Here is a 19,261-nt window from a genome sequence, read left to right on the forward strand (position 1 = left end):
TATGTGTCGCTTACTTTGATAAAGCTTTTGTGCTTCATCTCAACAAGCGCCCACACGAATTATCTGATCTATCTGTTAAAGAGCGTTGCTTGAAAATGCAGACTGAATTCTTCAGCCACTTTGCGAAAGCTATTCGCTTTCGCCGTCTCAAGCGAGGTGCGTATTTTACTCAACACCCTGATGAAGTCAACCATTTTATTTAAGAACTTTTAGCAAACTCTCAAATGAAGTCGGTGACTTCCTGTTCAATTTTTCGCTGTTAAAAGCCTGCGTTAAACGCCGTGCTTTCAATGGGTTAATCGAACAGCTAAACCTGTTTCAGTGACCGTTTCCGGTGGCTGTCTCAAGCGAGGAGGCGCATTCTACACCGCACAGCCAGTGAGTCAACAGGACCAGCACGAAAAAGTTAAGATTTTGTGAAAAAGATTATTTTTAGAACAAGAAGTAGTTAAAACGCAGCGGTGCCGCTTGCTAGCTGCTGCTTAGTCATTTGCTCGTATAAGCCTAAAGCCCATCACGCTCGGAAGAAGCGCCAACCAAATGACAAAAACCGCCTCGCGGCGGTTTTTTTTGTAATTAACTGTTAGCCGCTGGTATCTTTTTGCTAGATAGCTATCCGCTAACGTAACTTAACGGAACAACGGTGCTCCACAATATAACTGTTATCGCCAACAAGCCCACCAACACACAAAGTCCAACCGTTAAAATAGATGAGGCAAAGAAGAATGCCCTATCTTCAGGGATCTGCATTATTTCAGGCACCCCAGTGAAAAGCAGGTATATCGTATAAGCCACGGCTACCATGCCAGCAATAACATTGAACCATAAGACCGGATATAGACCGACAATCCCTACCATGAACATCGGAGTGGCGGTAAAGGTAGCCAACACCATACATTCATCAAGACTAACTTTTCCGCCATAGGTTCGTTCCATCCAGTGAATAACATAAGCAATAAAACCGACTCCTACCCACATCGCGACATAAAAGGCGACTGCGGCCATCAAGGCACTTTGCATTGAAAGCTTAACAAAATCACCTCCCGAAATACTCCAGCCTATCTGTGTTGTGCCAATAAATAGGGACAGTGCAGGTATGGCCGCAAGAATACTTATTTGCGACAAGAAACAGTGCATCATCGAATAACGTTCTTTGCGAATATCTCGCCACTCATGCTTAGGGTCATAGATTACACCCCACATATGTTGCAGAAACATAGGTCATCCTCCCAGGCCGGGATTCATCTTCGGCCTTACGATAGTGTTTAAGTAACTGCATGCTCCTTAATCTCTGACTTTTAGCTTTCAGTCACTCTTGTTGAAAATCGACTCGTTCTATTCAGTGTAGACTGATTATATAATGATCAACCAATAACACGGCAAATAACCACATAATATACTTCACACTAAACCAAAACATTGCCATCGGTGCTGCCGTATCTTTACCCCGATATACCCTGATCGCCCATTGTATAAACCTCAAATTCAGCAGTGTCACGCCAACCAAATACACCAAACCACTCATGCCCGTCATAAATGGAAACAGCGTGGTAAGCACCATCAATACGGTGTATAGCAAAATTTGTAAGCGAGTATATTGCTCACCATGGGTCACCGGTAACATCGGTACGCCTGCCCGCGCATAATCATCTTTTTTGTGAATACATAACGCCCAAAAATGCGGCGGCGTCCAAGCAAAAATAATCAACACGAGTAATAAGCTATCTGGGTTAACCTGACCCGTTACGGCAACCCAACCCAGCAGTGGGGGTGCGGCGCCCGCAATTCCGCCAATAACAATATTTAACGGGGTAGCTCGCTTCAGTAGCATGGAATAGATCAGCGCATAACCGATTAAAGCTGCCAATGTTAACCATGCGGTCAATAAATTGGTCCAGATGATCAGTACTGCCACACCAGAGAGTGATAAGAATGCCGCAAACAGCAGAGCCCGCGTTTCATCGATTCTACCTTGAGGAAGAGGACGCCGATGGGTTCTTGCCATTTTCGCATCAATATTTCGATCCATGACATGATTTACCGCTGCGGCACCCGATGCCATCAAACCGATACCAAGTGTTGCACTGATAACAATACCAATCGGTGGTAAGCCCGGCGTAGCTAAACACATACCCACCACCGCCGTCAGCAACATCACGGCCACCACTCTAGGCTTGCATAGCTCAAGATAATCACGCCAAGCAAACAACTCGGTTAAGGCTTTTTGTTGACTATTATTCATAGCGCACCTCCGATAGGTAACAGGATTTCAACCAGAGTAAGCAGAGTAATAACGACACCGCGCCCACATGATGAAGCCACGCCAGCAACGCTGGTACGCCATAAACCACATTAGCGACACCCAATAACAGCTGCAGGGTCAATAACCCCAAAAGTACATATGCCGGCCTCCGGCTAGTTCGGCGCTGTAAAGCCAACATGCCAACGAGCAACATAACGCAACTCACAACGAGAGCACCGGCACGATGCATCATCTGAATCGCCGCTCGGGCGGGCTGAGAAAGTGTCCCGCCCTGATGATTTTGGTCAGTCTCAAAGTTAAAACTAAAACCAGTGGCAAAATCGAGTTCAGTACTCTGCCCTGCAATACAACTAAGCCAGTGGGTGCAAGCCCACCCCGCATAGTTAGCGCTCGTCCAACCACCCAGCAGTATCTGAACAAACAGTATCAGCATCGCCAGCCGCATTAATCCCCGATACGAGGATTGACGAGGAGAGCTACCAACCGTCCGAATTCTCCCCGCCAATACCGTCAGTAACGTTAGGGTTAATAAGCCTCCCAACAGATGCCCCAATACAATCGGAGGCAGTAGTTTTAGGGTTACCGTCCACATACCGAATAAACCCTGACAAACGACCAACAGCAACAAAACAGATGACAAAACAACGGGATAACTTGGCTGTCGACGACGTTGCCATGCCATCACAACAAGCGCCATCACCAACAACCCAAGCGTTGTTGCCATATAGCGATGAATCATCTCGATCCAACCTTTTACCGCATCGACCTCAACACCGGCAAAGTTTTGGCGAGCCTCATCAATATGCAATTGTGAAACAGGGGCGGTCACCTGCCCAAAACAGCCCGGCCAATCTGGACACCCCAAACCAGCATCCATAATGCGGGTCCAACCGCCCATTAGAATTACCAATATTGTCAGCACAATAGCCAGATAACAGATAACCAGTGGCCGGCGATTACTCATCTCACCCTACCTTCGATATCCGCAGCAAACGTTTTAAATCTTTGATCACCGCCTGAGGAGGAAGAGAAAGGCTATAGCGTGTCACCATAAACCCACGAGGGTCCGCTAATAATAAGCCCGCACCCGTGTCACTAATCTCGATTCGTTGCCAATGGAGCCTATCACTGTCTTTACCCAGTGATGTTTGCAGCCCCGGCAGTAGCTCCTGCCACTGTCGACACTCATCAGCACACTCATTATCCACCAGCAAAATCAATTGCCAGCCTTCGGCGATCTCATCTGCCTCCTCAAGCGCCAAATCCTTAAGCATCACGCCCGGTGGATAAAGCTCACCCTGAGTAATCTGCTGTGCTGGGCGCCAATCGGAAAAATAAGCCAGTGACGCACCTATCAACGGTATCAGGGCCACCGCCCATACCAACCAAAAGACCGTTCGCGGATAACCTTTATGACTCATAACGCCCTCCGTTGATGCCATAACAACCAGCCACATCCAGTCACAAGTACCATCGCCAAACCAAACCACTGAACCGCGTAACCAATATGACGCTGCGGTGTCATCGTCACCACCGGCCACCCAACTCTTAATTGGGGCAACAATGGTTTATCCATACGAATAACCGCCGGATACAATCCAGAATGCCGTGCAGCTAAACGATCCATATCCAGCTGTTGAATTCTGATCAGCCCACCAGGCTGCCAACGATCAGCTCTTAGCTGAACAATTGGCAAGGGCGTGACCAATCTACCGACAACCCTTTGCTCCCCCTGAGGAAGCTCAATACTCGGCAGCTGATCACGATACTGACTACCTTGAATCCATCCAAGATTAACCATAACTAACCTCGTTTTACTCTGCTGCACGGCTAACTCAAAAGGCACAATCACTTCATAACCAACGCGCCCTTCTCGGGTTCGGTTATCCAATAGGTAGACCGCCCCCCTAATGAAGTGACCGGTTAATGCCACTCCGGCCGGCGCCACATCCTGTTCAGGTAATACGGTTAAGTCCATACGTGCGTTATTCCACTGCGCTAATAGCTGCTGTTTCTCATCGGCCCGTTGCAACTGCCATATACCCAGCCAAACTAATAACGGCATCAGCAACAGAGCTAGAATCACCATAAACCACTTGCTAACAGGTATTCGTTGAACTTTACTCAATTGAGTGTCACTCCATACGTATTACCGCTTTATTCATACACAGAGCAGAGTACTGAATATGTTTAAGATACTGATTATTATCTTCTTCCTTTGCATTATTATCAGTCTATTCGCCGGCCTCTACTTCCTACTCAAAGACCAAAGTCGCTCTCGACGCACGGTACATTCACTGATCATCCGAGTGGTATTCGCCGTCGCGTTGCTGTTAATTATCCTCATTGGCTTCTACAGCGGAGAGCTCAGTCTCAGATCCCCCTTCCCCGTCGCGTCATCACAACAGATAGACAAATAGAAACAACCCAACCCAAACAGCATCAACAAAATGCCAATACCAAGAAACCGCCTCAAAGCCAAAGTGATGATCCGGCTCAAAATGCCCGCGTATAACCCGCAACAGAATAATCACTAACATCAGGGTACCCAGCGTCACATGCATGCCATGGAAGCCCGTAAGAATAAAAAAGGTCGCACCATAGATACCGGCATGAAGGGTCAAGCCCAACTCATCATAAGCCTCTGCATACTCAAGCCCCTGAAACACTATGAACAAAGAACCAAGAATGATAGTAAGCGCTAACCAGCCAATAACTTGAGGACGACGATCCTGCTTTAAACGGTAATGAGCTAAAGTCACCGTCACACTGGAGCTCAACAACAATAGAGTGTTAATAAGCGGCAGGTGCAGCGGGTCAATAAGTCCCGAAGGCCCGGGATAAGCGGTCATATCGGGTGTTTTCATCAATGGCCAGGTCGCTTCAAACCCCTGCCAAAGCATATTAGCCGTTCCTTTTTCACCCTCGCCTCCCAACCAAGGAACCGAGAGGTTTCTGACATAAAAAAGAGCACCAAAAAAAGCGGTGAAAAACATCAATTCCGAAAAGATGAACCAGCTCATTCCCCAACGGAAGGAACGATCCATTTGATCAGAGTAGAGCCCGCTTCGGCTCTCATCGATCACATGACCAAACCAGCCAGTGAGAATTAACCCCATACAAAGAACACCAACTAACAGTATGGTAAGCCCGAGCCCCCCACCGCTGTTGGCAGTCAATGCATTCATTAACGTCCCAGCACCATAAGCGATGAGAAACAGCGACGCCGAGGCTAGAATAGGCCAACGACTTTGAGCCGGAACATAATAAGCCTGACTATTCATAAAGTACTCCTTGCCGGAATAATTGAGCTGCCACTGCCCGGTCTCGATTCAGGGGTAATATCAAACAGGGTATAAGACAACGTCACCGTAGTAATAAATTCAGGCAGCTTATCATCCACCATAAACACCAATGGCATTTCACGTTCCTCGCCAGCGCTAAGGGGCTGTTGCTCAAAACAGAAACAATTCACTTTATGGAGATATTCCGCCGCTGCCGAGGGCGACACACTGGGGATAGCCTGCGCCACCATATGTTGATTTGTTGGATTAAAAGCCATGAAGGCGGTTTGAGTCATTTCACCTGGGTGAACCAACATCTCAGATAGCGCTGGCTTTAACCGCCAAGGCATCGCCTCATTGTTGACCGCTAAAAATTGCACCCGTACTTGGCGCTGCTCATTCACTGGATAAACCTCCGTCAAGGCTCCAGTATTCTGCAACTTACCATTCAAGCCCGTCACATCGCAGAACACGTCATATAGTGGCACTAACAAGAAACCAAAGCCAAACATCAAGACAGCGCTGGCTAACAATTTAATTAACAGACTCCGATTACGTTGCTGTAGCGGCTGCATCATTCACCTCACTCATTATCCTTATAGGGATGCCTGAATACCGGCGGCTCTGTAAATGAGTGGTAGGGCGGAGGTGAAGACAGAGTCCACTCGAGACCATGACTCCCCTCCCATACACCGTCGGTGGCTTTTTTACCCGCCCGAAGACAGCTAACGATGTTGTAGACAAACAACAATTGCGACAAACCAAACAGAAACGCACCCAAGGTCGCCACCATATTAAAATCGGCAAACTGCAGGGCATAATCAGGGATCCGACGCGGCATTCCCGCCAAACCAAGGAAATGCATCGGAAAAAAGGTAACATTAACGCCGATAAAGGAGAGCCAGAAATGCAGCTTACCCATCGTTTCGTTATACATATGACCGGTCCATTTAGGTAACCAGTAATACGCCGCCGCCATAATTGAAAATACGGAACCCGGCACTAACACATAATGAAAATGCGCGACTACAAAATAGGTATCGTGATATTGAAAATCAGCTGGTGCAATCGCCAACATAAGCCCAGAAAAACCGCCGATAGAAAACAGCACGACAAACGCCAAAGCAAATAACATAGGTGTTTCAAAGGTCATCGAACCACGAAACATTGTCGCTACCCAGTTAAATATTTTCACCCCCGTCGGCACCGCTATCAGCATCGTGGTGTACATAAAGAACAGCTCGCCTGCCAACGGCATACCCACAGCAAACATATGGTGCGCCCAGACAATAAAGGAGAGCAACGCAATGGACGCGGTGGCATATACCATAGAGGTATAACCAAACAATCGCTTACGAGCAAACGTTGGAATAATTTCTGAGACCACACCAAATGCCGGTAGGATCATGATATAGACCTCAGGATGACCAAAAAACCAAAAGACATGCTGAAACAGTACCGGATCACCGCCCCCCGCTGCATCGAAAAAGCTAGTTCCAAAATGGATATCCATCAACATCATAGTCACCACGCCAGCCAATACCGGCATGACGGCGATTAGCAAGAAAGCGGTGATTAACCATGTCCAAACGAACAGTGGCATATCCATGAGTTTCATACCGGGAGTGCGCATATTCAAGATGGTGGCAATCACATTGATCGCCCCCATAATCGAACTAATCCCCATCATATGAACGGCGAAAATAAAGAAGGTGACACTCGGAGGCGCATACGTCGTGGACAGTGGTGCATAGAAGGTCCAACCAAAGTTAGGTCCGCCTCCCTCCATCAGCAAGGTGGAAAGCATCATCGCGAATGCAAACGGCAGAATCCAAAAACTCCAGTTGTTCATCCGCGGCAACGCCATATCCGGTGCCCCAATCATCATCGGGATCAACCAGTTAGCTAAACCAACAAAAGCCGGCATCACCGCGCCAAAAACCATAATCAAACCGTGAGACGTGGTCATCTGATTGAAAAACTCAGGTCTTATCAGTTGTAATCCCGGTTGAAACAGCTCGGCCCGGATCGTCAACGCCATACAGCCACCGACAAAAAACATTGTGAGGCTAAATAGCAGATAGAGCGTACCGATGTCTTTATGGTTCGTCGTGTAAAGCCAGCGAGTAATACCTTTAGCTGGGCCATGATGACCGGGACTGTGAACTGCCTGTTCTAAGCTAGCCATCACCTTACTCCTTCAACAATTCATTGATTTGCTGAACCGTCACCGTACCGCCGTGGTTACCCCAAGCATTTCGTTCGTAGGTAATAACCGATGCGAGATCCACCACACTCAACTGCTCGCTAAATGCTTGCATCGCGGTACCTGATCGACCATGCAGCACCACATTAATATGCTCTGCCGCATCACCCGCCATCAACTTACTGCCTGCCAATGCAGGAAAGACTCCGGGAATACCTTGACCTTCAAACTGATGACAAGCCGCACAACGCGCCTTGTAAACCGTCTCCCCCTGCGCCATCAACTCAGCCTGACTCATCTGCCGTTGCGCCGACTGCTGCTCCGCAATTTTCAAATTAGCTTGCGCGGTAATCCACCGCTGATAGTCCTCAGGGGATTTCACCTCAACCACAATCGGCATAAAGCCGTGGTCCCGGCCACACAACTCGGCACACTGCCCCCGATAAATACCCGGCTCATCGACTCGCGTCCAAGATTCATTAACAAACCCCGGAATCGCATCTTTTTTGACCGCCAAGGCTGGCACCCACCATGAGTGAATCACATCATTGGAGGTCAACAGAAAACGGATTTTTTTACCGGCAGGAATCACTAAAGGCTTATCCACTTCCAGTAGATAATGCTCACCCTTCGTTTGCTCGTTATTGATCTGTTCTTGAGGGGTTGTTAGCGAGCTGAAAAAATCGATATCTTGATTAAGATATTTATAGCGCCACTTCCATTGATATCCGGTAATTTGAATATCAATATCCGCGTTATTTTTATCGTACATTTGAATCAGTGTTGTACTGGCTGGAACCGCCATCGATACCAGAATAACCACGGGAATGATTGTCCAGATAATTTCGACCCAGGTACTTTCGTGAAAGTGTGCCGCTTTGGCGCCGCGAGATTTACGGTGCCAAATAATCGACCAGAACATGACACCAAACACCACCACCGCGATAGCCACGCAGATGTAGAAAATGATCATATGCAGGCCATAGACAGAACGACTAATTTCAGTCGCCCCCTCGATCAGGTTAACCTGCCACTCCGCCGACACTCGCGGTACATAAAAGATCCCTGTAAACAACAGAGCCTTGCCGATATGTCTCATCCCTAGGCCTCCTTGCTGTTAAGTTTCAACAGCGGCAAACCAAGCCTATCAATGATCCCTGTTAAACAATTCCATTACCCGAGTTGATCACTTGGTTATTAGCCAGTATAGCAGTAGATTCAAAAATACAAGGAGAACTGTACAAAAAACAGACAGCGACAAGAGCAAACTAACGCCCTTGCCACAGAGAGAAAAAGCCGAGCTGATAACGCCTTCTTAGCCCGCTAATGTTGTTGAAAGTAAAAACAGCATCTCCATAAGCACGATCAAAAAAAACGCTGAAGCCAACAATGTAAGCCACATCGACGGCATAGGTAGATGATATCTTCGTCTTCTTTCGTCGGGTGGTATTGCGAATATCATAGCCCATAGACGATGCATTCGAGCGATCCAAAAAATGACTGGCAGCCGTTGTTCAAAGCACCGGTTTGGAATCATATTAAGCACCTCTCTTAACGAATCAGTTAACTGCGTCTTTTAAGATATAGTCGATGTCCAAGCAAAAGAGCCAACAGAATTGAAAAAATAAGTTGCTGCGAAAAGTCTGAACGAATCTGCCAAACAAAATGCAACATTACCAATAAACTGGCGGGATAGATCAGAGAGTGTAGTGTTTTCCAGCGCTTACCCAAGCGACGCTGCATCCTTTGAGTCGATGTTAACGCCAGTGGCAAGAGCATTAAAAGCGCTAGCCCACCCACAATAATATAGGGCCGTTTAGTCAGCTCTGTGAGCAAAATATCCATTCGCCAGCCCACTAGAAAAGTGGCAAATGCCAACAAGTGAAGCACACCATAAAAAAAGGCGAACAGACCCAACATGCGCCTATAGAGAATCAGCTCGCGCCAACCCAATAAACGGCGCAACGGCGTCACCGCGAGAGTTAACCATAGCCAGAAGAGCGCCCAGAAACCGAGGTCTTTAACAATTACTTTAGCTGGATCAGCCCCTAGATCTCCATTCAGCAACGCCTGTATCAGTAAAACCAACGGCAGCAGCAATAGTAGAAACAGCATCCAGCGAAACCAACCGGCACGCAGCAATGAGGCCATCAAAACCACTGAGTCAGATCCATCCCCTTATAGAGGTCAGCGACCTGCTCGGCATAGCCATTAAATGGCAGGGTATCGATCAAATTAGGTGAGAACAGTGAGGAGGGTAAGCGACGCTCTGTCGCTTGAGACCAGCGAGGATGATCGACCGCAGGATTAACGTTGGCATAAAAGCCATATTCATCCGGCGCGATAATATTCCAACTGGTTTTTGGCATCGTCTCACTAAAGTGAATACGAACAATCGACTTAATCGATTTAAATCCATACTTCCAAGGCACCACTAATCGTAATGGCGCGCCATTCTGCGGCGACAGTGCATTGCCATACATACCGACGGCCATCAATGTCAGAGGATTCATCGCCTCATCGATTCTTAGCCCTTCAACATAGGGCCACTTTATTGTACCAAACAGATTACCCTGACCAGGCATTTGCGCTTTATCTTCTAAGGTTGTGAAGTGCACATATTTGGCTTGAGAGGTCGGTTCAAAACGCTTAATCAGATCCGCCAGCGGAAATCCTAACCAAGGAATCACCATCGACCAAGCTTCAACACAGCGCAGTCGGTATATCCGATCTTCTAAGGTATGGGGAGCGAGGATATCTTCCAGTGGATAGTGCCCAGGTTTTGCAATCGCACCGCTGACTTCAACCGTCCAAGGGTCGGTCACAAATCCCTGAGCATTGCGCACCGGGTCACGTTTATCGGTACCAAACTCATAAAAGTTATTATGGGTAATCGCATCATAATACGGCGCTAAAGCTTCATTCGTTGAATAGCCCGGGTTACGGACAGCGTCGCCCAACTTTGGCTGTAGCCACTGAGGCCCTGAATAACGAGGCAGGTCAGCAGGAATATCATATTCCGCAGCACGCACAGTTGATGACAACCCCAGCATCGGCAATGCCGTCATCGACAACGCCGCTTGCATAAAGCGACGACGATTCCGATAAATAGATTCTGGGGTAATCTCGGAGGGTTGGATCGATTGAGCACTGGCTCGTTTATATCTATTCAAAACAACCTCTCCTCAATGCTCCGCGTGGTTTAGCTGCTGAGTGTTTTACGTTTGCGCAGCAGCCACAATACCGGACCTGATAATGAATAACCTAGTAACAATAACCACAGGAAGATAGCCGGGCTAATCGAGATCACGCCAATCGTCAAAACGATCACCAGCAAGATCATAAAGGGAATCTTGCCCTTTGGATCCACATCTTTAAAACTGTAGTAAAGCACATTACTCACCATCAACACGCCCATCAAAGCGACATAGATAGCAATGAGTAAGACAAAACTCGAGACATCAATATCAAATTCAACACAGGCCCACACCAATCCAGCGATCGACGCCGCTGCGGCCGGGCTCGGCAGGCCGATAAAGTAGCGCTTATCCACAGAACCAATTTGGGTATTAAAACGCGCCAAACGTAAAGCCGCGCCAGCTACATAGATAAACGCACAGAACCAACCAAACTTACCCGCGTCACTCAGGACCCAGCTAAATGTAACCAATGCCGGTGCGACCCCAAATGAGACCATATCCGCTAGCGAGTCATATTCCGCCCCAAATGTGCTCTGGGTATTGGTCAGACGAGCCACACGACCATCGAGTCCATCGAGTACCATCGAGACAAAAATCGCAATCGCCGCATTATCAAACGCACCGTTCATGCCCGCAACAATGGCGTAGAAGCCACTAAACAAAGCGCCGGTCGTGAATAAGTTTGGCAATAAATATATCCCGCGACTGCGAGGTTTAGGGTCTGCAGGTTCTGGGGTAGGTTGATCAGGTTGTTCTGGTTTGCTTCCCTGTGGGTTGTTCATAGAGCTGTTTACACCAATGGATTAACAAAATGTTCTGACATTCTACTTTTCCGCCTAACGGAAAGCTATCGATACCCAAAAGCTTTCAGTATCTGAGGCGGCCGAATAGGCTCAGCTATTCGCTTCCAAAGACCGCTAAACAAAACACTGAAGACTCGATTAAGCTATAAGATTAGCGCTTATTTTAAACCGGGTAAAAAGAAAGGAATATCGATCCGCTTCTCAGTCAACTTACGGGTGATAATCCGCTTTAACGGCGCGAAGTTATTGGCGATCCGTAAGGTCGCCTTACGGGCGATTTTGGCCGCCACGTTATCATTGGTAAACAACCCCACCACGAGATTAGTCCCCATATACAAGGGACGAGTAACCAACATATGACTGCGCTGATATTTCTGTAACACACGGTTAGAGCCAATATCGACACCATGGCTGAGGGCCTGTTTAATCTCCTTGGTCAGGGTTTCCTGACTTCTCAGCCCCAAATTAAAACCATGGGCCGTAACTGGGTGCATACCAACGGCAGCATCACCGATCACCGCGTATCGACGACTGACAAATTTATTCGCATGCACCGCCACCAATGGATAGAGATGACGACGACCATAGAGCTTCATACGACCTAACTGCCCCTGTAGACGCTGTTCAATATCTGTGGCGAACGCCTCTTCACTCATATTAAAGATACTTTCAGCTTCAGCACTAGAGACCGTCACAACAATGGACGACAGGTTACCCGTCATCGGTAGAATCGCTACGGTTCGGCCATAATGAAAACATTCAAAGGCTGTTTGCTGATGGGACAGCGAGTGCTCCATTCGGCACACGATAGCGGTGCGGGAAAAATCTTTAATGCTGGCGGGCAGACCCATTTTACGGCGGGTCTCCGAAAAACGACTATCCGCCGAGACGAGCAGATCACACTCGAAACGTTCACCATTCGCCAACTGCACCCAGGCACAGCGTTCATCACTACCGACATCTTCAACCGACATTTCAGTCAACAACTCAATATTATCGATCCCTTGCACAACGTCGAAATAAGCTTTGCGGATTTTGTCATTGGGTACCAAATAGCCTAACGCATCCAACGCCGCATTATCGTTATCAAAGTTCAGCGTATAACTAGAATTACCATCAAGCACTTTCGCCGCACAGATCGGCGATACATCATTGGCGGCGAGTGTCTGCCAAGCCCCGGAGGCTTTCATCAATGTCACCGACAGATGTGTTAACGCGATTTCACGGCCATCTTCCGGTGGGTTCTGTAAAGTATTAAAAGATGACCGATCCACCAACAAGACCTTTAGAGAAGTGTCGCCTAGTGAACGAGCAAAGCTCAGCCCAGCGGGGCCCGCGCCAATAATGATTATGTCGTACTTCATACTGAACCTCAGGGCGATCATGCGCCATTGCAACCGGAATATAAGGCTAGACCTTACCCGCAACAACAATCGATTACCCTAATCCAGGTCAAGCCAGTTTAAGAAAGCCTAACCCGCATCATCCTCTGGATCATAAAAGCCAAACAGTACGTATAAATATTGATTGCAGAAAACAACATATATGTAAAAATACATTTCAATTACTGCAATATAGAAACTGATACGACCGATGGATACCCGCTCGCTTAAATTCTTTATCAGTCTATGCGACACACTTCATTTTGGCCGCGCCAGCGAAGTGTGCCATATCAGCCCTTCGGCCCTCACCCGCACGATTAAACAGATGGAAGATACCCTCGGAGTACAGTTATTCGAGCGGGATAATCGTACCGTCAGCCTAACTCATGAAGGTGACCGTTTCCAAACCTACGCCCGCGAGGCACTGATACAGTGGGATGTTATCCGTAACTCGCTCCTCGAAGAAGCGCAAGAATTACAGGGAGAGATCAGCGTCTACTGCTCGGTCACCGCAAGCTATAGCTTTCTCTATGACATTCTCAATAAATTTCGCCGTCAACATCCCAAAATCGAAATCAAACTACATACCGGCGATCCCGAAAGTGCGATTCAACGGGTAGTGAGTGGCACCGACGATATCACCATTGCCGCCCGCACCGACATATTGCACACCAGCCTAGCCTTTAAACACATCGCCACCTCACCTTTGGTCTTTATCGCCCCGCAGCAAGACCCCCTCCTAGATTCCATGCTCAGTGGCACTATCGACTGGTCAGCGGTACCTATGATTTTGTCAGAAGAAGGGGTTTCACGGAAAAGGATTGATCAGTGGTTTAAGACACGAGGGACTAAACCCAAAATCTATGCTCAAGTCGCCGGTAACGAAGCGATTGTCAGTATGGTCAGCCTTGGCTTCGGCGTCGGCATTGTGCCGAAAATTGTGTTGGAGAATAGCCCGTTAGCAGGTCGAGTGCGGATTCTAGCGATTCAGCCTGAATTGAAAGCCTATGATGTCGGCCTCATCGCACTGAAAAAGAAATTACAAAGCCCGCTAATCTCTGCATTCTGGTCACAGATCCGCTGAGGCCGTTAATAGTAGACTTCTCAACAACGCGGTTCCCGTCTTCCTGCTGTTTTTACAGTGAATGCTTCACCCGCTTACTTGGCTTATTGACCAAATAGATACCTAATGCCACCAGCAACAGTGCCCCCAGCATATCCAACGAAAGCTGCTCATCCAAAATAAGCCATGCAAACATCACCCCGAACAACGGCGTCAAAAACGTAAAACTGGCAATTTTTGAAGCGGGGTAATGACTTAACAACCAAAACCAAGCTAGATAGCCGGCAAACGCCATCAAAACGGTCTGAAATAACAATGAACCGATGACCAGTGAGGTTAACTGAGTAATACCGGGCTCGCCCATCAGCCAAGACAGCAACGGCAAGATTAGCGCCGACACTACTAACTGATAGAGCAGCACCCTAGACGGTGACTGGTGCCGCTGAGGCGAAGCCTTCAGCACGACGGTTGTCGCCCCCCAGAAAAGTGCGCCGGCTAAAGCCAAGCTATCACCCAATAGAGACGCTTCACCATCGAGGGAATCCCGGAAAGCGAAGAAAACACCAGCAAAGGCGATCAGCAAACCCACGCCTTGCAATCGCGTGAGACGCTCACCCGGGACAAACAGATGCGCCCCAAGAGCCACCACAAATGGCGAGGTATAGAGGAAAATCGTTGCATGGGAGGCCGTGGTCAAATTCAATGCGGTATAGATGAGTAAAAACTCTATCGCGAATAACACACCCAGCAGTACTCCCCACCAAAAAGCACCATCCCGGCGTAAGATTTTCTCGCCTCGCCACATCATCCATAAAATCAGTAGAAAAGAAGCGCCAATTGAGCGCAAACCGGCTTGCATCAGAGGCGATATACCCTCTAAGCCAAACTTAACCACCACCTGATTCAAGCCAAACAATAGACATAAACCGACCAGCAGCACGATGGCCAAACTATCAAACTGGGCCTTAATCATTGTGAAAAAGCGCAGCCAGTTCAGCAGAGATATAAGGACGACCGCGTTCATTCAAGGCCGTACCGATAACCAACCCACTCAGACAAAGCTTTTCATCTTTGAGACGCACCACCCGTTGACGGAAACCAAACTTGACCTTACTCATCCGCTCTAGTGCGACTTCAACCCGAAAGCGATCACCACTTTGTAATGAAGCTTTATAATCCAACTCTGAACGGATCACCACCAGATGGATACCCGCTTTCGTCAGGGCCGCAAAATCAATACCACTGTGTTTTAAAAACGCATGACGGGCATGTTCAAGATAGTTAAAATAGACACCATTATTGACGATACCCTGCATATCCAGTTCATAGTCCCTAACACTCATCTCAATACTGAACATTAAAAATCTCCTAACAAAAAAGGGTGCTTAAATAGCACCCTCTTGAAAATCAGTCATCATCTAGTGGGTTGAGCGGGCCGGCTGTAGCGAATCTGGCGCCAATGACTCAATCAGTTTCAATAACGCGTCGACACCTTCCTGTAAATTCGCATTATTATCGATCAGCAGAATATTTTCTGGCAAGCTATCGACAAACTGTCGGTGTCGGTTTAACCGTTTAACAATCTCAGCTTCACTCTCACGTCCCCGCTCGACCAGTCGCTGATGCAGGCGATCTTCATCCACCTGAACCAACACCGGAATCAAATTCGGATAAGCATGTAAGGCAATTTGTAAATATTCGCGGGAGCCGTTGATAACCACATTGACGCCTTTCGCCAGCCAGTTATCGATCTCAGCACCAATACCATAACTATAGTCATGGGAATACCATTGCATGGCGAACATGCCCATATTCGCTCGCATATCAAACTCTTCGGGCGATAAATGGATATGATTTTCACCGCCGATATTCGGCGCACGGGTGATATATCGATGGGCAACAAAACAGCGATGATTCGTCTGCAGGCGCTGACGGCACCCTTCAAGCAAACTATCTTTACCGCTGCCTGAAGCGCCCACCAGATAGAGCAGTTTTCCACTCATAGGATGGTCTCTGAGTACTATACCGGTTATTGAGAGTCCAAGAGTAATACGCTTAAATTGGAAACACCAGCCCTGATTTACGCTGTCCTCCCGCAAAGGCTAAAAAACCCTCACACCAACATCTCCTGAGCAAAGACAACGACATAGAGATCATTCCAACGTGGAAACAAAGGCCCTGGGCGTCCTATCCTCTCCTGATAGTAACGGATATAACTCAAGCGCTCTCCCACACACACTTCACTGTCATATGTCAGCAGCGCAGCCTTTTCAGCAAGAGTCACATCAGACACAACCGTTGGTGATACTGTCAATAACATGGCCAGTATCACCAATCTAACCGAACGGAACATAGGCACCTCCTCAGATAGGCACATAATCAATATATCATCCTGATAAGCTGGTATTTCACCAGCGGCTTCCCTGCAAAGCCAACCTGTATCTCAAGGATTTCATCACCCTTTGGGATAGTTAAGTATAGTCGAGATGATTAATTTTCCAGCGAATGCCCTTTTAATTTCCGGCCGATTAAACGCAAAAAGCCGCTCAATGAGCGGCTTTATCAACAACAGGCAGTGATTACAGGCTTAAAACTTTCTCACCACGGGACAGACCTGAAACACCCGTACGAACCACTTCCATAATATGGCTGGTTCCCAGTGTTTCGATAAAGGCATCCAGCTTATCACTGGCACCGGTCAACTGAACCGTATAGGTTGTCGGCGTCACATCGATGATCTGACCACGGAAGATATCCGCAGTACGCTTAATCTCTGCGCGCATCTGGCCACTGGCCTTCAGTTTAATCATCATCAGCTCACGCTCAACATGATCACCTTCGGTCAGATCAACCACTTTAACCACATCGATCAGCTTGTTCAGCTGTTTAGTGATCTGTTCGATAACCCGGTCACTACCGATGGTCGTTACCGTTAGGCGAGACAGTGTAGAGTCTTCCGTTGGCGCAACCGTAAGTGATTCAATGTTAAAGTTCCGCTGGGAGAACAGACCCACAACCCGAGACAGCGCGCCCGGTTCGTTTTCCATCAACACAGAAATAATATGTCTCATGATCAGGTTCTCTCCGTCTTACTCAGCCACATATCACGCATAGAACCACGCGGTACCTGCATTGGGTATACATGCTCAAACGGATCTACTGTGATATCCATAAATACCATCCGATCTTTCATGGCGAACGCTTTCGTCATCGCCGCTTCCAGATCTTCATATTTATCAACTTTCATACCCACATGACCATAGGCTTCCGCCAGTTTAATAAAGTCAGGCAATGATTCCATATAGGAATGTGAGTGACGTGATTCATAGTTCATATCCTGCCACTGACGTACCATCCCCAGCGACTGGTTATTCAGACAGATAACCTTCAATGGGATGTTGTATTGGCTGATGGTCGACAGTTCTTGAATATTCATCTGAATACTGCCTTCACCGGTGACACAAACAACCTCTTCATCGGGGAAGTTCATCTTCACGCCCATCGCAGCTGGCAAGCCAAAGCCCATGGTGCCCAAACCACCGGAGTTGATCCAACGATTCGGTTTATTGAACTTATAATACTGCGCCGCAAACATCTGGTGCTGACCCACGTCAGAACAAACATAAGCATCACCACCGGTGACTTTACACAGCATTTCGATAACCTGCTGAGGCTTCATCTTTGCAGAATCATCGGTGCGGTAATGACCACCGTGACGGGTACGCCACTCATCGATCTGTTTCCACCAGGCATCGATTGCTTCTTTCTCTGGTTGCTTCTTGCTCTCTTTAACCAGCGTGACCATCTCATTCAACACATGCTTCGCTGGACCAACAATGGGCACATCAGCTTTGATGGTTTTTGAAATAGAGGCAGGGTCGATATCCACATGGATGATCTTAGCCGTCGGGCAGAACTTATCGACGCCATTGGTGACTCGGTCATCGAAACGCGCCCCCACCGCGAGAATCAAATCCGCATGGTGCATTGCCATGTTCGCTTCATAGCTACCGTGCATCCCCAACATACCGATGAACTGACGGTCGGTACCAGGGTAACCGCCCAAGCCCATCAAAGTATTGGTCACCGGCGCATTCAGCAACTGCGCTAATTCGGTTAATTCGCCGCTCGCACCGCCCAAAATAACACCGCCACCAGCATAGATAACCAGACGTTTAGCACCTAGCACCATATCGATCGCTTTCTTGATCTGACCACTATGGCCGCGGCTAACCGGGTTATAAGAACGCAGTTTAATGTTTTTCGGATACTCGTAATTAAAACGATCCGTTGGGTTGGTCATATCTTTTGGAATATCAACAACAACCGGGCCCGGACGACCACTTTCAGCGATATGGAACGCCTTCTTAATAATAGAAGGAATATCCTCAGGATTCTGAACACTAAAGCTATGCTTAACAACAGGCCGGGAGACACCGATCATATCGGTCTCTTGGAAGGCATCTTCACCGATCAAGAAACTCATAACCTGGCCGGTAATCACCACCATCGGAATTGAATCCATATACGCGGTAGCAATACCCGTAATCGCATTGGTTGCACCTGGGCCTGAAGTCACCAGCGCCACACCCGCTTTACCGGTAGCTCGTGCATAGGCATCAGCCATATGAGTGGCCGCCTGTTCATGGCGTACCAGAACGTGCTGCACATCGTCCTGCTGAAACAGTGCATCATAAATATGCAGCAGTGCCCCACCGGGATAACCGTAGATGTGTTTCACACCCTCATCTTTAAGGGCGCGAATTACCATTTCGCCGCCTGAAAGTTGTTCCACAATAGTATCCTCAAATTACACGCGCAGAGGCATGTATAAAAAATTCTGATACTGGAGGATGTTATGACGCGCCTACTGGTGTGAAATAACATCAACCAGCAGGCTTTTGCGAAGATGACCGGTACGGTCAGGGAAAGGCAAAAGCAACTCTTCATCCGGCGATTACGTGTGGGTACACACTATAAACCCGGGAAGATAAGCTGGGTGTGCTTATCAAGTTTCTGCTTCGGGGTAACCTACTTAGTGCAGAAACAACAAAATTGTG

At 47.9% G+C, this 19,261-nt stretch carries 22 protein-coding genes; 3 read left to right on the forward strand and 19 right to left on the reverse strand.

Annotated elements, in window-relative coordinates; translation table 11 throughout:
* A partial coding sequence (locus ACN0T0_RS14575; RefSeq protein ID WP_417227314.1) for a hypothetical protein occupies positions 1 to 203 on the forward strand: 203 nt, incomplete at its 5' end.
* Positions 204 to 612: 409 nt separating this feature from the next.
* Here the strand turns inward: ACN0T0_RS14575 and ACN0T0_RS14580 are convergent.
* The 5 genes from ACN0T0_RS14580 to ACN0T0_RS14600 all read right to left on the reverse strand — a co-directional run bounded on the left by ACN0T0_RS14580 (position 613) and on the right by ACN0T0_RS14600 (position 4,391).
* The gene (locus ACN0T0_RS14580) at positions 613 to 1,218 is read right to left on the reverse strand and encodes a Yip1 family protein (RefSeq protein ID WP_417227316.1); all 606 of its coding nucleotides are present in this window, start codon (positions 1,216 to 1,218) and stop codon (positions 613 to 615) included.
* Positions 1,219 to 1,339: 121 nt separating this feature from the next.
* Positions 1,340 to 2,242 (reverse strand): heme o synthase, encoded by a 903-nt coding sequence (cyoE, locus tag ACN0T0_RS14585; protein WP_417227317.1) that lies wholly within the window; start codon positions 2,240 to 2,242, stop codon positions 1,340 to 1,342.
* Positions 2,235 to 3,227: a COX15/CtaA family protein gene (locus ACN0T0_RS14590; RefSeq protein ID WP_417227319.1), complete on the reverse strand. Its 993-nt coding sequence runs from the start codon at positions 3,225 to 3,227 to the stop codon at positions 2,235 to 2,237. Before ACN0T0_RS14590 ends, cyoE begins: the two co-directional genes overlap by 8 nt.
* A gap of 1 nt (position 3,228) precedes the next feature.
* Positions 3,229 to 3,684, reverse strand: coding sequence for a hypothetical protein (locus ACN0T0_RS14595; protein ID WP_417227321.1), 456 nt, complete (start codon positions 3,682 to 3,684; stop codon positions 3,229 to 3,231).
* Positions 3,681 to 4,391, reverse strand: coding sequence for an SURF1 family protein (locus ACN0T0_RS14600; protein ID WP_417227323.1), 711 nt, complete (start codon positions 4,389 to 4,391; stop codon positions 3,681 to 3,683). Before ACN0T0_RS14600 ends, ACN0T0_RS14595 begins: the two co-directional genes overlap by 4 nt.
* 58 nt (positions 4,392 to 4,449) lie before the next feature.
* Here ACN0T0_RS14600 and ACN0T0_RS14605 point away from each other — a divergent pair, with 58 nt between their 5' ends.
* Positions 4,450 to 4,683, forward strand: a complete 234-nt coding sequence (locus ACN0T0_RS14605; RefSeq protein ID WP_417227325.1) for a twin transmembrane helix small protein — start codon at positions 4,450 to 4,452, stop codon at positions 4,681 to 4,683.
* On the opposite strand, the gene ACN0T0_RS14610 is transcribed toward ACN0T0_RS14605, so the two are convergent.
* From ACN0T0_RS14610 to ubiM, 8 genes are all read right to left on the reverse strand, one after another.
* Positions 4,663 to 5,547: a cytochrome c oxidase subunit 3 gene (locus ACN0T0_RS14610; protein WP_417227327.1), complete on the reverse strand. Its 885-nt coding sequence runs from the start codon at positions 5,545 to 5,547 to the stop codon at positions 4,663 to 4,665. The genes ACN0T0_RS14605 and ACN0T0_RS14610 overlap by 21 nt on opposite strands.
* A complete protein-coding gene (locus ACN0T0_RS14615; protein WP_417227329.1) occupies positions 5,544 to 6,125 on the reverse strand; it encodes a cytochrome c oxidase assembly protein in 582 nt (193 codons plus the stop codon). Before ACN0T0_RS14615 ends, ACN0T0_RS14610 begins: the two co-directional genes overlap by 4 nt.
* Before the next feature lie 5 nt (positions 6,126 to 6,130).
* Entirely contained in the window at positions 6,131 to 7,735 is a 1,605-nt protein-coding gene (gene ctaD / locus ACN0T0_RS14620) for a cytochrome c oxidase subunit I (protein ID WP_417227331.1), read from the reverse strand.
* A 4-nt stretch (positions 7,736 to 7,739) separates the two neighbouring features.
* A complete protein-coding gene (coxB, locus tag ACN0T0_RS14625; protein ID WP_417227333.1) occupies positions 7,740 to 8,852 on the reverse strand; it encodes a cytochrome c oxidase subunit II in 1,113 nt (370 codons plus the stop codon).
* 464 nt (positions 8,853 to 9,316) lie between these two features.
* Positions 9,317 to 9,904 (reverse strand): sulfite oxidase heme-binding subunit YedZ, encoded by a 588-nt coding sequence (locus tag ACN0T0_RS14630; protein WP_417227335.1) that lies wholly within the window; start codon positions 9,902 to 9,904, stop codon positions 9,317 to 9,319.
* Entirely contained in the window at positions 9,904 to 10,926 is a 1,023-nt protein-coding gene (msrP, locus tag ACN0T0_RS14635) for a protein-methionine-sulfoxide reductase catalytic subunit MsrP (RefSeq protein ID WP_417227336.1), read from the reverse strand. Before msrP ends, ACN0T0_RS14630 begins: the two co-directional genes overlap by 1 nt.
* 29 nt (positions 10,927 to 10,955) lie before the next feature.
* Entirely contained in the window at positions 10,956 to 11,735 is a 780-nt protein-coding gene (gene pssA / locus ACN0T0_RS14640; protein ID WP_417227338.1) for a CDP-diacylglycerol--serine O-phosphatidyltransferase, read from the reverse strand.
* A 179-nt stretch (positions 11,736 to 11,914) separates the two neighbouring features.
* Positions 11,915 to 13,120, reverse strand: a complete 1,206-nt coding sequence (gene ubiM / locus ACN0T0_RS14645) for a 5-demethoxyubiquinol-8 5-hydroxylase UbiM (RefSeq protein ID WP_417227340.1) — start codon at positions 13,118 to 13,120, stop codon at positions 11,915 to 11,917.
* A 229-nt stretch (positions 13,121 to 13,349) separates the two neighbouring features.
* On the opposite strand from ubiM, the gene ilvY reads away from it, so the two are divergent.
* Positions 13,350 to 14,222, forward strand: a complete 873-nt coding sequence (gene ilvY / locus ACN0T0_RS14650) for an HTH-type transcriptional activator IlvY (protein ID WP_417227342.1) — start codon at positions 13,350 to 13,352, stop codon at positions 14,220 to 14,222.
* Positions 14,223 to 14,274: 52 nt separating this feature from the next.
* Here ilvY and ACN0T0_RS14655 read toward each other — a convergent pair whose 3' ends face one another.
* From ACN0T0_RS14655 to ACN0T0_RS14680, 6 genes are all read right to left on the reverse strand, one after another.
* Complete coding sequence (locus ACN0T0_RS14655; RefSeq protein WP_417227344.1) at positions 14,275 to 15,174, reverse strand: DMT family transporter; 900 nt, start codon at positions 15,172 to 15,174, stop codon at positions 14,275 to 14,277.
* A complete protein-coding gene (locus tag ACN0T0_RS14660; RefSeq protein WP_417227346.1) occupies positions 15,167 to 15,559 on the reverse strand; it encodes an acyl-CoA thioesterase in 393 nt (130 codons plus the stop codon). The genes ACN0T0_RS14655 and ACN0T0_RS14660 overlap by 8 nt, the downstream gene beginning before the upstream one ends.
* A gap of 60 nt (positions 15,560 to 15,619) precedes the next feature.
* Entirely contained in the window at positions 15,620 to 16,204 is a 585-nt protein-coding gene (gene phnN / locus ACN0T0_RS14665; RefSeq protein ID WP_417227348.1) for a phosphonate metabolism protein/1,5-bisphosphokinase (PRPP-forming) PhnN, read from the reverse strand.
* Between the two features lie 110 nt (positions 16,205 to 16,314).
* Entirely contained in the window at positions 16,315 to 16,554 is a 240-nt protein-coding gene (locus ACN0T0_RS14670; protein WP_417227350.1) for a hypothetical protein, read from the reverse strand.
* Positions 16,555 to 16,780: 226 nt separating this feature from the next.
* Positions 16,781 to 17,272 carry an acetolactate synthase small subunit gene (gene ilvN, locus ACN0T0_RS14675; protein WP_417227352.1) on the reverse strand — a complete coding sequence of 164 codons (492 nt, stop codon included), beginning with the start codon at positions 17,270 to 17,272 and terminating at the stop codon, positions 16,781 to 16,783.
* Positions 17,273 to 17,274: 2 nt separating this feature from the next.
* Positions 17,275 to 18,996, reverse strand: a complete 1,722-nt coding sequence (locus ACN0T0_RS14680) for an acetolactate synthase 3 large subunit (protein ID WP_417227354.1) — start codon at positions 18,994 to 18,996, stop codon at positions 17,275 to 17,277.
* Between the last annotated feature and the right edge of the window lie 265 nt (positions 18,997 to 19,261).

The organism is Amphritea sp. (assembly GCF_048266285.1).
Classification (GTDB): Bacteria; Pseudomonadota; Gammaproteobacteria; order Pseudomonadales; family Balneatricaceae; genus Amphritea.

What these genes read in the sequence shown, in the direction of transcription:
- ACN0T0_RS14610 (WP_417227327.1), bottom strand. Translation starts at nt 5,547, where the DNA reads ATGAATAGTCAGGCTTATTATGTTCCGGCTCAAAGTCGTTGGCCTATT.
- phnN (WP_417227348.1), bottom strand. Translation starts at nt 16,204, where the DNA reads ATGAGTGGAAAACTGCTCTATCTGGTGGGCGCTTCAGGCAGCGGTAAA.
- ACN0T0_RS14655 (WP_417227344.1), bottom strand. Translation starts at nt 15,174, where the DNA reads ATGATTAAGGCCCAGTTTGATAGTTTGGCCATCGTGCTGCTGGTCGGT.
- ctaD (WP_417227331.1), bottom strand. Translation starts at nt 7,735, where the DNA reads ATGGCTAGCTTAGAACAGGCAGTTCACAGTCCCGGTCATCATGGCCCA.
- ACN0T0_RS14605 (WP_417227325.1), top strand. Translation starts at nt 4,450, where the DNA reads ATGTTTAAGATACTGATTATTATCTTCTTCCTTTGCATTATTATCAGT.
- ACN0T0_RS14580 (WP_417227316.1), bottom strand. Translation starts at nt 1,218, where the DNA reads ATGTTTCTGCAACATATGTGGGGTGTAATCTATGACCCTAAGCATGAG.
- ACN0T0_RS14595 (WP_417227321.1), bottom strand. Translation starts at nt 3,684, where the DNA reads ATGAGTCATAAAGGTTATCCGCGAACGGTCTTTTGGTTGGTATGGGCG.
- ubiM (WP_417227340.1), bottom strand. Translation starts at nt 13,120, where the DNA reads ATGAAGTACGACATAATCATTATTGGCGCGGGCCCCGCTGGGCTGAGC.
- coxB (WP_417227333.1), bottom strand. Translation starts at nt 8,852, where the DNA reads ATGAGACATATCGGCAAGGCTCTGTTGTTTACAGGGATCTTTTATGTA.
- ACN0T0_RS14660 (WP_417227346.1), bottom strand. Translation starts at nt 15,559, where the DNA reads ATGTTCAGTATTGAGATGAGTGTTAGGGACTATGAACTGGATATGCAG.
- ilvY (WP_417227342.1), top strand. Translation starts at nt 13,350, where the DNA reads ATGGATACCCGCTCGCTTAAATTCTTTATCAGTCTATGCGACACACTT.
- ilvN (WP_417227352.1), bottom strand. Translation starts at nt 17,272, where the DNA reads ATGAGACATATTATTTCTGTGTTGATGGAAAACGAACCGGGCGCGCTG.
- cyoE (WP_417227317.1), bottom strand. Translation starts at nt 2,242, where the DNA reads ATGAATAATAGTCAACAAAAAGCCTTAACCGAGTTGTTTGCTTGGCGT.
- ACN0T0_RS14615 (WP_417227329.1), bottom strand. Translation starts at nt 6,125, where the DNA reads ATGATGCAGCCGCTACAGCAACGTAATCGGAGTCTGTTAATTAAATTG.
- ACN0T0_RS14630 (WP_417227335.1), bottom strand. Translation starts at nt 9,904, where the DNA reads ATGGCCTCATTGCTGCGTGCCGGTTGGTTTCGCTGGATGCTGTTTCTA.
- pssA (WP_417227338.1), bottom strand. Translation starts at nt 11,735, where the DNA reads ATGAACAACCCACAGGGAAGCAAACCAGAACAACCTGATCAACCTACC.
- ACN0T0_RS14590 (WP_417227319.1), bottom strand. Translation starts at nt 3,227, where the DNA reads ATGAGTAATCGCCGGCCACTGGTTATCTGTTATCTGGCTATTGTGCTG.
- ACN0T0_RS14670 (WP_417227350.1), bottom strand. Translation starts at nt 16,554, where the DNA reads ATGTTCCGTTCGGTTAGATTGGTGATACTGGCCATGTTATTGACAGTA.